Raw genomic sequence first — 14,643 nt, forward strand, 5'->3', positions numbered from 1 at the left:
TAACGCTGCTCAGGCTCATTTCCCGCCCGTCCCAGGGGGATGCGCCCACAATCGAAGGTCCCTGCGCCTTGCGCTGCTTCGATTCTGCGCTGCACCATAACGGTCAAAACTTACTAAATTCGGTATTAGCCGCGTTTTGCGAGGAATTCGCTGGTGGCCTGCAACTCTTGCTCCAACGCCCCGGCTTGAACTGGCTTGGTGAGATATCCGTCCATTCCAGCCTCCTCGGCATCTTCCCGGTTGTCGCGAGTGGCACCGGCAGTGAGGGCGACGATCCTCGGACGCTTCTCTGAGGCAATCGCCTCTACAATCTTCCCGCTGGCCTCGATTCCGTCCATTTCCGGCATTTGAATATCCATCAAAACTAGATCGAAAGACTCGTTCATCACCTTCTCGACGGCGCGAGCTCCGTTTTCCACGACCGTGCAATCATAGCCCAATCGCTTCAATAGCAAGCGGATCACCTTCTGGTTCACCAAATTATCCTCTGCGACTAGAATTCTCATATCATTATTGGACTCGCTTTTTTCCGGAAACATGGGGTCTGCCGTCCGGATCTTTTTCTTGCCCGTGCTTCCTTCCAAAATGCTAAGGACTCGCTTCTCCGAAACCGGCTTCGTCAACCAAACCACCGGAAACCGGAATTCCGTTTTTTGCCCGGGAACACTAATCACTACCACTGGATTGGATTCGGTCGGCCGCGATTCCAAAGCCACCAAGAGGGAAGCATCCCCCTCAAGCAATTTGTAATCGATAAAAATCCAGACATCCGGCGCTGCTTCGCGAATTGCGGCAACCAACCCCTCCGAATCGGAGAAGAACTCCACCGAGAGACCAGCCTGCTCCAATATCGATCGGCATTGTTTTTCGCGGGTGGTGAGACGTGTCCAAACCAAAACGTGGCCTCCACCTTTTCTTTTTTGAACTGGCTCTCGGGAATGTGAGGCCGAGAAAGGCAATAAAACCTCAAAGCAGGTTCCTTCACCCTCCTCGCTTTCAAACTCAATGTCTCCTCCCATCCGCAAAGAGAGCTCTTTGGAAATAGCCAGACCCAAGCCGCTTCCACCAAACTTACGCGTGATGGAAGGATCAACCTGACTGAAGGATTGGAAGATTCGGTCGTGACGGTTTTCGGGAATTCCGATCCCTGTATCCTTCACCGTGAAGAGAAGAAGGCAGCGGTCGTTCTGACGACGCTCGCGAAGTTCGACCTCAACCGTAATAGAGCCTCCGTCGGTGAATTTGACCGCATTCCCGAGGAGATTAAAGAGGATCTGCTTCACTCGAGTAATATCACCAATCACATACTTCGGCACTTCCGGATCGATCCAATAAGCAAAATCGACCCCTTTCTGGACAAGCTTTGGAGAGAAGAAGAGAACGGACTCTTCAACTGCCGAATCTAAAGAAAACTCCTTGTGTTCGAACTGAATTTTACCGTGTTCAAGGCGGTTAAAATCAAGGATGTCGTCGAGGAGCATGACGACTGTGGATCCAGAACTGTGGATCGTTTCGACATAATCAGCCTGCACCTCGTCGAGCTCGGTCTGTCTCAGCAGATCGGCCATGCCGATGACTCCATTCATCGGATTCCGAATCTCGTGGCTGATCATCGACAGGAAGGAGCTCTTGGCTTCGCTCGCCTCTTGAGCCTTTTTCTCGCTGTCTCGGGCTTTGTCCAGAGCACCTGCAAGCTGTCCATTTAAAACTTCAGCCTCCTCCTTTGCCCGCACTAAAGCGGTCTCCGAATCTTTTTGAGCGGAGATATCCTGAACAATTCCGTACAGCTTCGTGGTGACACCTCCCTCGCGCAGAGCCATCCCTTTCGCAAAGGCCCAACGGGTCTGGCCATCCGGGCGCCGAAACATCGCCTCCCGCTCAAAGCCCTTTCCTGTTTCAATGGCCTCTTTTACACTGGCCGCCATCGCTTCCCGGTCCTCCCTGTCAAAAAGGTCCAAAGCCAAATCGAGGGTCATCGTAGAATCTCGGGAAACTCCAAAAATCCGATACACCTCATTGGACCAGAAAACTGTATCCTCAACAGGATCAATCTCCCAAGACCCAATCGAAGCAAGGCGTTGGCTTTCCAAAAGAAGAGATTCGCTTTTGCGCAGATCCGACTCGACGCGCATCTCCCGGGAAATATCGCTCTCGATCACAAGGTAGTTCGTCGGGATTCCCCCTTCATCCAGAACTGGATTTCCAACGACGCGGGACCAAAAGGCCTCCTCCCCCCCAGACGCTCGGGCGACGACAAGACTAAACTCCGTCCCCCGAATCACCGCACTGCGCATAGTCTCCTGTTCTTCAGCAACCTGATTTCCCGAGAAAACAAAAAGTTCCCAAATCGGCTTACCGAGAATCTCTTTCCCCTGCCTCTCCGGATGGTCGCGAAACGCGGGATTGGCCCATTCCAAGGAACCCATTTGATCGAGAATCGCGATTCCCGAGAGCGTCTGCCGAGTCGCCAATTCCAGACGATTCAGCTCGGCATCCCGCAGAACCACATCGGTCAAATCGATATAGGCTCCGAGAATAAACTTCCTATGATCAAACTCATCCGTGCGCACAGCACCGCGGAATCGATACCAACCCCAACTTTCATCGCCCCGTTTCATCCGGTGACGTAAACTGAAGGTGCCCTTCCCCTCTCCCCACCTCTGCTCGAGCTCATCGATAACGCGGCTGCGATCCTGCGGATGAATTCGACCCTCCCAATCTTCGACGGTCCGAATTCCCTCTCCCGGCCCGAGAAGAAGCATCCCAGCCATCCGCTTGTCCGTCTCCACCACTCCTCCGTCGAAATCGATCCTCCATTCGGAAATACCCGCGGCCTCCATGGCCATTCGAGTTCTCAGGCTGGCATCACTCAAGTCACGAGAGGCCTGCTGACTCAGACGCAACGCCCTCTGCTTCCGAATCATGGCGGGAACCACGATCACAATCGCCAAGATGAAGAGAACCACAATCGGAATCATCACCATTAAGATCTGGTGCCAAGAGGGTTTGTCGCTGACCTGGCGTACGATGAAAAACGGATCGGCGTTGATCGCCCCGATCGGTGCCGAGTCCACAGTCAGGACACGCGGAGCCTTCGATCGATTCGTCTCAAGAGGAATATGCTCCCGAAAAATCCACAACCCCTCCTCAGAATAGCTGCCGTCTCCCGACGAAATCATCGCCCGCCAGACATTCGGATGCTCATCGAGAATCCAACGACTCTGACTGGTATCTTTCAGGCTCGCCCAAGGATCCTCGCTCGACGAATCGTAAATCCAGCGGCCATCGGCCGAAATCAAAGAAAGGTCACGATTCCCGTTCCCGAGCAGTCCGGCCACATCCTCCAGGATCTGATTTGCGAGCACATCGACAACGATGTATCCAGCCCGAGCCCCCGAAGCGAAGAAGAGCCCAGTTCCGATAAAAACCTTAGGTTCCAGTCGTCCTCGAGACGGCACGACAAAAAAGTCCGAGATCATGATTTCTCCCGCCGACAGGCTCCTCAACTCTTCGAGGTATTCATCGCTCAAATTCGCAGAAGCACTCGGGTCGGTCGAAGCCTGCGGATCCTCAATCGATTCTTCATTCACCCGAAGAAGTTCCCGGCCCATATTGTCGAGAACCCTCAGGCTTTCAATGCTTTCATTCTCACGGACGATGGACTTGAGAGCCTGCTGATACCGTTCCGACGAAAGAGAGGCCGTCGACAAGAATCGGGCTTCCTGAATCGCCTTCACGGGGGTGGTCAAATCGATATCGAGACGGGCCCGCTGGAGGTCCAGCTTCGCGGCCCCTTCCTGAGCCGTTTCTCTCATTTCGACCCGCCAAATCCAGGCGAAAGACAAAAGAACGATCACCAAGAGAAAAATTCCCACGCAAATCGGACCGACTAGCAATGGTTCTTTGGCTTTCCTTGAGTTCTCGAAATCCCCTCCCACGAAAGAGTTGAAACACGAAGAAACGCCCCTTTCAATTCGATAAATGTGGATTCAGAGTTACAGGCGGAGCTAAAGTAGATCCGTGCGCATCCAACTACAGAGAGTCGAGCCCGACTACCTAGCAAAAAGCACCCTCGAAAGCTCGGATGTCTGGGGAAAACAAATCCAGATCGAGGCACCGGACGGAGTCATCCTTTGGGGTCCATCCGGCCAAGGAAAATCGACTTTTTTTCGCATTCTTTTCGGCCTGGAACGACGCTACCGAGGCGATCTCGTAATCGACGGGCTGCCTCCCTCCGAACGACCCCACCGCGTTTGGCCTGAAGTTCGGGCAGAGCGGCTGGCTTTTGTCGCTCAGCACTTTCACCTTTTTGAGGAGAAAACCGGTCGGGAAAATTTGGAATACCTTCCTCGACGCGCCCCCGGGGTTAAAGAAGAGGACCTGAACCAATGGGCCGACTACCTCGGGATCGCCGCCATCCTTGACCGCCCTCCTTCCACTTGGTCTCAAGGCCAACAACAACGGTTCTGCATACTCCGGGCGCTTGCCTCGCCTTTCGAATTCATCCTCTTGGACGAACCCGTGAGCCATCTCGACCCGGACTCCGCGGAGAGGAGCCTCAAACTAATTCGCACGGTCTGCTCGGAGCGCAAGGCTGGCTGGATTATCTCCCAACAGACCGCCATTCCCCCTTTTCCGGCCCAACAAATTCTTCGCGTATGAGCTCTGATCTTCGAAATCGATCGAAGGGTCGAACGCGCAGACCTCCTCTTCTTCCCAGATCGGCCCAAGGAAGCGGTGGTCGACAGATCGGTCTCGCCCTCGCGGCCATCCTCGGCTGGTTTCTCGCTCTTGGGGCTTTGCAAGGGTGGATGGACTTCCGCAACCTTCTCCGAGGAGAGGAGCAATGGTTCCGCGGTGACATGGTTTTCGTCAATCGTCAGGTCAAACTGAGCGACAGCATGGGGTTTACCTCTTCCTCAATTACTCCTTCGCTGCTTCAACGCATTCGCGAAGTCGAAGGAGTCAGTATCGCAGAACCCGTTCTCCGCAACCACTTCCCCACCACCGTCGAGATTGGCGGCGGAGCAATCCCATCCATCGTCAGCGAAATCTTTCTCGAGGCCATTCCCACTGAACTCTTCGACCCCGAAACCCAAGGCTGGCAATGGAATCCGGGCGATCCGGTGATTCCCGTCCTCGTTCCCCGACAGTTTCTCAATCTCTACAATTTTGGATTTGCCCCGGGCAAGGGTCTCCCGCCGGTTTCCGAGGAGACCGCAAAACGTGTTCGCTTCTCCCTGATCGTCTACCCGGCGCAAGGAGGCAATCCGCTTCGATTCACCGCCTCCATTGCAGGCTTCAGCGACCAAATCGAGTCGATCCTCGTTCCCGTCTCTTTTCTTTCCTGGGCCAATCAGCGATACGGAAGCGCCGACTCCTCCGGCTACAACCGAGTCGCAGTCGCTCTCCAGAATCCTGATTCGTCCGCCTTCTACCGCCTTCTAGAGGACAACCGACTCCTCAGCAGCCGGGGAACCAAAGAGACCGCCCGCCTCCAAATCCTCCTCGACCTGAGCCTTGGAGTTCTCGGCTCGGCCGGTGCTCTCATCCTCGTCCTCATTCTTCTCCTCTTTCTCGCCGAAGCCGAATCTCTCATCTCCGACCATCGCGAGCGAATCCACAAGCTCTATTTCCTCGGCCATCAACCAGGCACGCTTCTCCGGCGCTTGGTCATCATGAGACTCGTCAGCGCAGTGGCTCCGGCTCTGATCGGGCTCGGACTCGTCTGGCTCAGTCGACGCCCTATCGCGAATTTCCTCGAGGAGGCGGGTCTCCACATCGAGAGTCATCCCGCAAACATCACTTTTCTGGCTTGGGCCTTGCTTCTACTCCTCGCAAACTTATGGCTCGTCTGGCGCATTCGCCGGCGGCTTCTCAAACTTTACCAATAAGCCAATAGAACATGACTGCTCACCTGATCGCCGTTTTCGTCGGAGGAGGACTCGGTGCCTCCAGCCGCTTTCTCATGAGCATCTGGATCACTGATTTATTCGCCGGAAGGCACGCCCTCCCAGTCGGCACCATGTTTTGTAACGTAACCGGTTCCTTCATCATCGGGGTCGGAGCGGCCTTCGCCGTAGGCAGTTCTTTTGAGCACCACCCTCTCTTCCGTCACCTCATTCTCATCGGATTCCTCGGAGGCTACACCACCTTCTCCTCGTTTAGCCTCGAGACCATCACTCTTCTGCAGAACGGCAAATCCATCGCCGCAGCCATTACCGCCATCGGTACGGTATCTTTATGCCTAATCGGAGTCACCCTCGGATCCGGCTTTGGGAGCTTCCTTCGCAACCAGATCGGTTGATCTCCGAGCGATCAAAAGGGTCCTCTAGAGACGAAAATCGCGCCGATATTCAGAGACCTTTTCAATCGGAACGGAACTACTACACCCTCGTATTCCCTATCAAAAATACGCCACCTAGGCTTTGTTAAGTATTTTTTAACCTGGTTTATTATAGAGGGTCCATTACCCCTCTACCAGAGGTTGAAGGGCATGATCGCCCGGGCTTTTGGATCCTTCGGGATTAGAGGCGCTCGGGCAGTGAGCCTTCTTTCCATTTCGCAGCCAGATCGAGAATTTGATCCAGAGAGGGAAACTCTCCTGTCCGCACGTAGTAGCCGCTAGCGCAGGCTCCGCACACGACCATAGCCTCGTCGCTCAATCCAAGGAGTCGGGCTGACATGACTCCGGCACCGAAAGTGTCTCCTGCGCCGGTGGAGATCAGAGGCTTCTGGCAGAAGGGGCCTGGGACGTACACCGAGCCATTGGCACTTGCACAGGCAGCTCCGTCGTTCGGGTGGATGACAATGCGATCGACATCCATCTGCTCGAAGAGGAATCCGGCCAACTCGGCAATTTTCTCAGGGGCTTTCTCGCCTTTGAAGTTACCGCCAAAGACTTCGGCCATCTGCCATGCTTCTTTCAAATTAAAGCTGAGGATGGTATCGCATTCCTTGGTGATCGCACTCACCAGCTTCACCAGTTCCTTTTGATCTTCCAACGGACGCTGCTCGAACTCGGCCAAGTCCATAAAGAACGGCACCTCTTTTGCCTCGCGCCCGAGTGAGGAAAGACCTTCGGAGATTCCCTGCCAAATGGTGCCAACGTTGACCAGCTTCCCCCAGTTCACTGCGCCAACAAAGTTGCATTTCTTGAGCTCTGCATCCAAGTCCTCACGACTCATACGCTCCAGCAAACGATCCCAGTGAATTTCCGAGCAGGTTCGCAAATCACTCAGCATCACTTTCCCATCGCGAAATTCCAAACAATCGCTGTGGGCGGGATCTGCGAGCGAAACCAGCCGCTTCATCTTGTCTTCCAAGGCTTCCCGAAAGACTGGGAGAATTTCTTGATCGCCCATGGCACCCATGTAGGTGATATCGACGTCTTCATGGAAAAAAGCGTGTAGTGCCGACGCAAAGAGCGGGCCGTTGCCACCGAAACGATCTCCCTGATGCCGAGCGGTAAAGGAGGTGGCGATGCCAGCGGCGTCGGCGACCTTAGGCCCAAAACTCTCCATGCTGTCCGGGTTCTCCAGCTCGATGAAAGTGTCGATAAATCCATCAAATCCGCAGATTCCTGAAAGTTTTTCCGGGATGCCATCTTTCCGAGCCGCTTTGATCTGCTCGATGACGTTATCCAATTCTTCAACCGATGTATAGACGCTGCTTTCCATTCCCATAAGCAAAGCAAAAGGTAAACTGGCATCGGTTCCAAGAGATTTTCCATCCGCTTCGCTTTTAGAGCGGCTCCAAGGGGCCTTCCGCTCTCATTTCTCCACTCTCTCGAAGTGAATTCAGGTTTTTCCGGACCGGGAAATCACTTTGCCTTTCCGGAAACGTTTCGCTTCGCGGAAGAGACGAATCGCTCTCTGGAACTCCGGCGAAGGTCCAAATCGCACGGCGAGGAGTTCAGATTTTAGCTGATCGCGTACTTCTTCCCGCTCGTGTCCTTCGACCACCAAATCGCTCAATCGCTGCAATTCACGACCCGCCTTCCTTCGCACCGGATCGGAAATCCCATCGCGACCCCAATCCATCCAGAGGAGACCGCTCCCCCGGCAGAGAATTGTAATCAGAATCACTAGGGCGATTGCGGCAAGGGCTGCCAGCAGAGATTCCCTGAGGGTTTGGAAAATCGCCTTTCCCCATTCGGCCAGAACCTCAAAAATTGCGACCACAAACCCTCGCACAAAGTTCCCCGCCTCACGGAATCCAACTGCAAGATCCTCGATCATGTTTTCCTGGGAGGAGTCATCAAAATTGATCACCCGGCGGAACCACATGACTCGCAGGCTATCAATCCATGCTTGAAAATCACTTTCATGGATAAAATCGCCGCGCCCCTGATTGGCCATGGCCGCCCCAAATCCACCAGCCCCACCCGGTGTTGGATCGTAACGCACCCAATCCTTCCCATCAAAAATCTCACACCACGCGTGGGCATTCCGGTTCCGCACAACGAAAAAGTCCTCATAGGAATTCCAAGTGCCTCCACTGAAGCCGACCACCATTCGCGTTGGAACCCCAGCCGTGCGAGCCAGGAGAGTGAAGGCTCCGGCAAAAAACTCGCAGTGCCCAGGACGTCCGTCTCTCAACCACTGCACAATTGGATCCCCCAGCCCATATCCTCCGGGAGAGAGGCTGTATTGGTGATTCGCTTGCAGATAATTCATGATCTCCCCGGCGATTTCGTTCGGAGACTCCCCGCCCTCTTTAAGAATGTCCTTCAACAAACTCCGGAGATAAACCTGCTCCTCCGATTCGATTGGCACCTCCAGCGTCGTGAAAGGATATTGCAGCATTCCTTCAAAGGACTCCGTCGGCTCCGTCGGCACAATCAAGGGAAGATCCAATGAGCTGGCAGGAATTGAGGGCCGAACAACAAAGTCTCTTACTTTATATGAGAAAACCGACGCAGAAGACTCCCTCATGCGAAACACCAAAACCTCCAGGTTCTGTTGCAGCGGTTGACGACCTTGAAACGTTAACTCCCGAAAAGGCCCCAGCATTGGCAAATATTGGCTGACCCCTTCTTCCATGTAGAAGGTCCATTCTCCGGCAGACGGATTCGGCCCCTCAAACCAGCTCTCCGGAAATGATGGCTTGATCGAATGAACATTGGGCAGGGAGCGACTCCCGTTCGGAGAATAAAAGAGGCTATTGATGAAGGCTCCTTGATCGTATCGGTCCAGAATCAACATCCGCCAATAGGGATTCGAAGGGACCGCATCGATGCTCGGAACGTCAATCCACAGCGCAACCGAATCGTCCTCTTGGATATTCGTGACATCGCCCAATCGAACCACATCGCTAAACCCACTCTTGCCCTGCTTTTGGAGTCTTAAAAATGGAATCGCTTGGTCCAGATGAACCCGGGGAATCGAAACGAATAGAATCGCGGTGGTCGCGAGTAAGAGAAGAAGCAGCACCACCAGTGAGCGAAACATCCGAAAGTTCGCCGAGGACCGCAAAAAGCGCCAAAATTCCGGCCAAGAGAACGCTTTCCAATCCGCATCCGTTTCTTCTGGCTCTCCGCTCGACTCCAGCAAATTGACAAGAAACAAGAGACCAATGGAGGTCATTGCGAAGAGGAATGCCTGCACCGCAAAAAGCATCGACAGCGTGAAAACCCCCGAGACCACCGAAAGAAACATGGTCAGCAATACCAGCTGCAAATCCTCCCGATTGCGACGCAGAGTCACGATTCGAATGGCGAGGAGGATCAGCAGCAGCCGAACCATCGGCGGAATGATCTCGCGACCATTCAGGAGCAGATCCCCAAGAAAAACCAAAATCAGTGCGGGAGCAACGAACTTGCGTGCGTGAGAGGGAATCTTCGCCGGCAGATATGGGTAAGCAGTCACCACCAGCGTCAGAATAAAAACACCCAGCCACACGGGTCCGCGCGCCATATCCAAGGCCGAGACCGTCCAGAGGGAAAGGATTGCGAGGATTTGGCCGAGGAACCATTTCAGCCGCAGCATCTCTGTCACGGACGGGTTCATCCGGCCAGCTCCAGTCCCACACCGCCAGTATCGGACGGAACGAATCGGATGAGATTCCCCGTCGGCGCGATCCTTCCCGATCTCCCCGGAAAAGGTTCCGCGACGGCCAACCGATCATTCAACTCGTTCAACTCCGAGAGGTGCCGGATCGAGCGAAATTCCTCCCGATTGAAAAAGTACCCATGCAGACGATTCTGGGTGAATAAATTCCCAGCCAACGTGGAGGCCCGACTCAACAGTAGCTCGAACGACTCAGCATCCGGCCAGAGGGTCTCACTGCAATCGATATGCAGAGTAAACATCCCATTGCCCTCGTCAGCGAGCTGTCGAACCATCAGCTGCCCAGTGCGGGCGGTCGCCTTCCAGTGAATACGACGCAGGGGATCCCCTTTCTGATAATCCCGCAATTGAAGCAGGTCCGTTCCCGCTCCGACCCGCCGATGAACGCCGCCCATTCGGGATGTGCGCCGCGGAGCCGGAATCTTCACCGGACGAGAATCGAGCGCCGGCCAGACTAAAAACTCCATCCCCACATAGGACCCAGTCTGCTTTCTGAGGAATCCGAAGGGATAGGTCGATTCCGGACCTTCGACCGTCATTCTCTCCTTTCCCCGATTCTCTACGGTGAAGGAAAACGGCAGCAGTTTCGAATCCCCAGGGGAGATCCGATCATGCAAAAAGACTCTCTGCGGTTTCTGATTCCCAACCCGAACAATAAACCAAACCGCCCTCGTCGAATAGAAACGCTTCCGGTTGCGGATGAATAAAGCCCCCTTCACCGTCTCCCCGACCCTGCATTCCGAGGGCAAACGAAGCTCCCAGTACAGTTTCTGAAAATTGATGACCGAGAGGATGCCATTTACAATCAACAGGGAGAAAACAAAGGAGAGAACCAGAAACAGAATATTGCTCGCGGTATTATAGGCGGCGCCCCCGATCCCCACCGCAATCAGAATGAGAAGCCACCCCGATATCGTTGGCCGGTTGCGCTGGCGACGCGGAGGAATGATGAGAGCAAGGATCCGTCTCCACCAAGCCCGGCTAATCCGTTCCGGAAGAGCCGTAGTTCCCTCTTCCGACACATTCCGATGATACCTACTTACGTCTGATTCGACATCCGAAGAGCGAGAGGTACCCATTTAACGTAAAACTCCTAAAGATCTCCGCACCCGCTAGGGCGCCGGAATCTCTTCAATGATGCTCTTCAAAATCTGCTGAACGATCTTGCGCTCCTCAATCGCATCCGCCGTCGCCTTCCGAGGAACCAGGCGGTGGACCAACACCGGAAGCGCCGTCGAGAAAACATCGTCCGGGATCACGAAATCCCGGCCCTCACAAATCGCCCGGGCCTGAACAGCCCGCTTCAGAGCGAGAAGTCCCCGCGTGCTGACCCCGGAACGAAACTCCGCCTCCGTTCGGGTCGATTGGACGATGCGCAACAGGTAGTGCTCAAGCGAATCCTCGAGAAAGACCTGAGTCGCCATTTTCTGAATCTCCAGAAGCTCCTCCGTCGTAATCACCGACTCGATTCGCAAATCATCGTAGGCCAGGTTCGGATCCCGTAAAATCTCCAACTCGGAATCGTAGTCCACATACCCCATCGAAATGCGCATGAGGAAACGGTCCATCTGACTCTCGGGCAGAGGAAAGGTCCCCTCAAAATCGACCGGATTCTGGGTTGCAAAGACCATAAAGGGCCTCCCCACCTCATAAGTCGCCCCATCAATCGAAACCTTCGAGCGATCCATGACTTCCAGCAAACTGGACTGCGTTTTGGGGGTCGTGCGGTTGATTTCATCCGCGAGGACAATGTTCGCAAAAATTGGCCCTTTCCGAAAAATAAATTCGCGCCCCCGCTCATCAAAGACCGAAACGCCAAGAACATCAGACGGCAAAAGATCACTGGTGAACTGGATTCGCGAAAAATCGCCGTCCAGCGACCGGGCAAGGCAATAGGCCAAAGTCGTTTTCCCGACACCGGGACGGTCTTCGACCAGAAGGTGTCCCCCTGCGACCACGCAGACCAGCACCTGTTCAATGACCTCCTCTTTCCCCCGGATTACGGATCCGATATTCTCCGAAAGGAGCGACAGGCGTTCTCGCGCCCAGCTGACCCGCGACTTGTCCAGGACCGATGATTCCATTCCCTAATACTAAGGGAAGAAATGCCGCCCATGCAACCTCGCGAAACGAAAAGCGAGCAATCCTTCCCATCCATTCCCGACCTCCCCTTTTCCACCCCATCCGATCCAGAGAACTTACATAATTTTTAGATCGCCAAAGATCGTTTCGGCTCTACATTTTAATTAGAATAATTCCAAACAATGAGCCAAACGCCTACTTCTCCAGGGACCCCCAGCAAGGAAAGCTGGCAGGATATTCTTGCCGATTTCCTTAGGAAGAAGGGCAACTTAGAAGCGATTCTCGTCAAACCGGAGGAACGACGAGTGGCTTTGGCTACGCTGGGCCCGTCGGACGAAGGCGAGCTGGAGGAAACGCTCCGGGACACACTTTCCCGGGTCATCGAAGAGCTCGAAAACGAACGCCGCGAGAAACACTGGAAAAGCGCGCCGATCATTCACAGCCGAGGCATTCTCGTCAAAAATATCGACGGCCAGCTGCTCTTTGAAAAAGCAAGCTGCCCGACCGCTCCCCATTTCTGGCGGTGGCGCGAATTCTCCTGGCCCGACGAGCAAGATTCCGAAGAAGAAGCCACCGGCGAGGAATGGCGTTTCCTCTCCGCACTCGCGGGGATTTGCGGGGTCTCACTCGCAGCCGGATTTCTTCTGGAAAAGACCGGAATGATTTCCTTCCCGGTCGCTATCTGCTTCTACGCAGTTTCGATGATCGCAGGCGGATGGGATGCCTCGATCGACGCATTCCACAAGGTTCGTCGCGGCGTTCTCGACATCCACTTCCTCATGCTCGCGGTGGCAGTCGGCGCCACCGCGATCGGTGCCTACATCGAGGGGGCTCTTCTCCTCTTCCTCTTCTCCCTCTCGGGTGCGTTGGAACACTTCGCGATGTATCGCACCCATCGCGAGATCGGGTCGCTCGTCGCCAATGCCCCGAAGAAGGCGCGCCTCAGCCTCCCAGATGGAACTTTTCGCGAAGTCCCCATCGGCGAGGTCGAAATTGGGCAGGTCGTCCAAGTGAAGCCCGACGAACTCTTTCCCATCGATGGAAATTTAATCAGCGGGAAAACGGCGGCCGACGAAGCCAACCTCACCGGAGAATCCGTTCCGGTGGAAAAAGAGAAAGGGGATAAAATTTTCGGCGGCACCCTCAACCTCTGGGGCTCCGTCCAGATGGAGGTCACCCGACGGGCCGAGGACAGCTCCCTTCAGAAAATCATCCGCCTCATCCACCAGGCCCAGAAGCAGAGGGCTCCGAGCCAACGATTCACCGACCGCTTTGGAACTCACTACACCTATCTGGTGCTCGCCGCCACCGCACTCGTGTTTTTCGGCTGGTGGCTCATCATGGGACTCACACCATTCCTGGGGACCGAAAGCGAGCCTTCTGCCTTCTACCGCGCCATGACTTTCCTCGTCGTCGCCAGCCCCTGTGCGCTCGTGCTCTCGATCCCCTCAGCTATTTTGGCCTGCATCGCTCGCGGAGCCCGCATGGGAGTGCTTTTTCGGGGAGGAGCGCCGATTGAAAAACTGGCCGAAATCGATTGTGTCGCTCTCGACAAGACTGGCACGCTGACCACGGGCGAGTTGGAAGTTACGGGAGCCGAGAGCTTTCCCCCAGGCTCCGAGCAGCTCATTCTCGAGACCGCCTACTCCCTCGAGCGCAACTCCAACCACCCGATCGCCCGTGCCATCACCCAATATGGGGAGAAAAACCACCTCAAAGCCGTGGAGGTCAGCGAGTTTCAATCGATCAGTGGCCAAGGGATTCGAGCCGTTTCGGATGAGGAAGTGTGCTTCCTCGGGCGCCGCGAACTTTTCTCCCGAGACGATCTCGGCGAGGTGTTGCGCAACGTCCCCGATCCCCCTCCGGCCATCACCGAGGTCTGGGTGGTTCACCGTGGCCTCATCGGACGCGTCCTCCTGCAGGACCGCATCCGCTCCCAGTCAGCCCAAGTGCTGCGACGTTTTCACGATCACGGCATCCGCACCGTCATGCTGACGGGTGACCGTCGATCGACCGCCGAAGAAGTTGGCAAAAAACTTGGCATTGAAGAGGTTCGAGCCGGTCTGTTTCCCGAGGACAAGGTGCAAGCCATCCTCGATCTGAAAGCGGAAGGCCGCAAGGTCGCGATGGTCGGGGACGGGGTCAATGACGCCCCTAGCCTCGCTGCCGCCTACGTCTCTGCGGGCATGGGCGCCCGCGGGAGTGACGCCGCTCTGGAGCAGTCCGAGATCGTCCTCATGAACGACCGAATCGAAAAGTTCCTCGACGCTTTTCTGCTCAGCGTCCGCGCCAAGAGGATCATCCGGTGGAACCTGACCATCGCCCTCGGCACCGTCGTTCTGATGATGGGAACCTCCATTCTCGGGCTCGTGCCCCTCACCGTGGGAGTTATCGCCCACGAGGGAAGCACCGTCCTCGTCTGCCTCAACAGCCTCCGGCTCCTGTTTCTGAGACTGGAATCAGACGAGAGCTAGGAAGTCTTCCCAAACCT

General features: G+C 55.2%; 9 protein-coding genes. 4 read left to right on the forward strand and 5 right to left on the reverse strand.

The window, feature by feature from the left end; translation table 11 throughout:
- Positions 1-125: 125 nt before the first annotated feature.
- On the reverse strand, positions 126-3,815 hold the full coding sequence (locus H5P30_RS09455) for an ATP-binding protein (RefSeq protein WP_185692702.1): 3,690 nt from the start codon (positions 3,813-3,815) through the stop codon (positions 126-128).
- A gap of 205 nt (positions 3,816-4,020) precedes the next feature.
- On the opposite strand from H5P30_RS09455, the gene H5P30_RS09460 reads away from it, so the two are divergent.
- Genes H5P30_RS09460 through crcB form a run of 3 tightly spaced genes read left to right on the forward strand, consistent with a single transcriptional unit; the run spans position 4,021 to position 6,307 of the window.
- Positions 4,021-4,662 (forward strand): ATP-binding cassette domain-containing protein, encoded by a 642-nt coding sequence (locus H5P30_RS09460; RefSeq protein ID WP_185692703.1) that lies wholly within the window; start codon positions 4,021-4,023, stop codon positions 4,660-4,662.
- Positions 4,659-5,894, forward strand: coding sequence for a hypothetical protein (locus tag H5P30_RS09465; protein ID WP_185692704.1), 1,236 nt, complete (start codon positions 4,659-4,661; stop codon positions 5,892-5,894). The genes H5P30_RS09460 and H5P30_RS09465 overlap by 4 nt, the downstream gene beginning before the upstream one ends.
- Before the next feature lie 11 nt (positions 5,895-5,905).
- The gene (gene crcB / locus H5P30_RS09470) at positions 5,906-6,307 is read left to right on the forward strand and encodes a fluoride efflux transporter CrcB (protein ID WP_185692705.1); all 402 of its coding nucleotides are present in this window, start codon (positions 5,906-5,908) and stop codon (positions 6,305-6,307) included.
- Positions 6,308-6,527: 220 nt separating this feature from the next.
- On the opposite strand, the gene H5P30_RS09475 is transcribed toward crcB, so the two are convergent.
- The 4 genes from H5P30_RS09475 to H5P30_RS09490 all read right to left on the reverse strand — a co-directional run bounded on the left by H5P30_RS09475 (position 6,528) and on the right by H5P30_RS09490 (position 12,154).
- Positions 6,528-7,679, reverse strand: a complete 1,152-nt coding sequence (locus H5P30_RS09475) for a PfkB family carbohydrate kinase (RefSeq protein WP_185692706.1) — start codon at positions 7,677-7,679, stop codon at positions 6,528-6,530.
- 120 nt (positions 7,680-7,799) lie between these two features.
- A complete protein-coding gene (locus H5P30_RS09480) occupies positions 7,800-10,010 on the reverse strand; it encodes a transglutaminase TgpA family protein (RefSeq protein WP_185692707.1) in 2,211 nt (736 codons plus the stop codon).
- Entirely contained in the window at positions 10,007-11,149 is a 1,143-nt protein-coding gene (locus tag H5P30_RS09485; protein ID WP_185692708.1) for a DUF58 domain-containing protein, read from the reverse strand. The genes H5P30_RS09480 and H5P30_RS09485 overlap by 4 nt, the downstream gene beginning before the upstream one ends.
- A 33-nt stretch (positions 11,150-11,182) precedes the next feature.
- Complete coding sequence (locus tag H5P30_RS09490) at positions 11,183-12,154, reverse strand: AAA family ATPase (protein ID WP_185692709.1); 972 nt, start codon at positions 12,152-12,154, stop codon at positions 11,183-11,185.
- Between the two features lie 180 nt (positions 12,155-12,334).
- Here H5P30_RS09490 and H5P30_RS09495 point away from each other — a divergent pair, with 180 nt between their 5' ends.
- On the forward strand, positions 12,335-14,626 hold the full coding sequence (locus tag H5P30_RS09495) for a heavy metal translocating P-type ATPase (protein ID WP_185692710.1): 2,292 nt from the start codon (positions 12,335-12,337) through the stop codon (positions 14,624-14,626).
- The last annotated feature ends 17 nt before the right edge of the window (positions 14,627-14,643 follow it).

It is taken from the genome of Puniceicoccus vermicola, from assembly GCF_014230055.1.
GTDB classification, from domain to species: domain Bacteria; phylum Verrucomicrobiota; class Verrucomicrobiia; order Opitutales; family Puniceicoccaceae; genus Puniceicoccus; species Puniceicoccus vermicola.

Excerpts from the sequence above, each read along its gene's own strand:
- H5P30_RS09480 (WP_185692707.1), bottom strand. The coding sequence starts at position 10,010 with ATGAACCCGTCCGTGACAGAGATGCTGCGGCTGAAATGGTTCCTCGGC.
- H5P30_RS09485 (WP_185692708.1), bottom strand. The coding sequence starts at position 11,149 with ATGGGTACCTCTCGCTCTTCGGATGTCGAATCAGACGTAAGTAGGTAT.
- H5P30_RS09455 (WP_185692702.1), bottom strand. The coding sequence starts at position 3,815 with ATGAGAGAAACGGCTCAGGAAGGGGCCGCGAAGCTGGACCTCCAGCGG.
- H5P30_RS09495 (WP_185692710.1), top strand. The coding sequence starts at position 12,335 with ATGAGCCAAACGCCTACTTCTCCAGGGACCCCCAGCAAGGAAAGCTGG.
- H5P30_RS09475 (WP_185692706.1), bottom strand. The coding sequence starts at position 7,679 with ATGGAAAGCAGCGTCTATACATCGGTTGAAGAATTGGATAACGTCATC.
- crcB (WP_185692705.1), top strand. The coding sequence starts at position 5,906 with ATGACTGCTCACCTGATCGCCGTTTTCGTCGGAGGAGGACTCGGTGCC.
- H5P30_RS09465 (WP_185692704.1), top strand. The coding sequence starts at position 4,659 with ATGAGCTCTGATCTTCGAAATCGATCGAAGGGTCGAACGCGCAGACCT.
- H5P30_RS09490 (WP_185692709.1), bottom strand. The coding sequence starts at position 12,154 with ATGGAATCATCGGTCCTGGACAAGTCGCGGGTCAGCTGGGCGCGAGAA.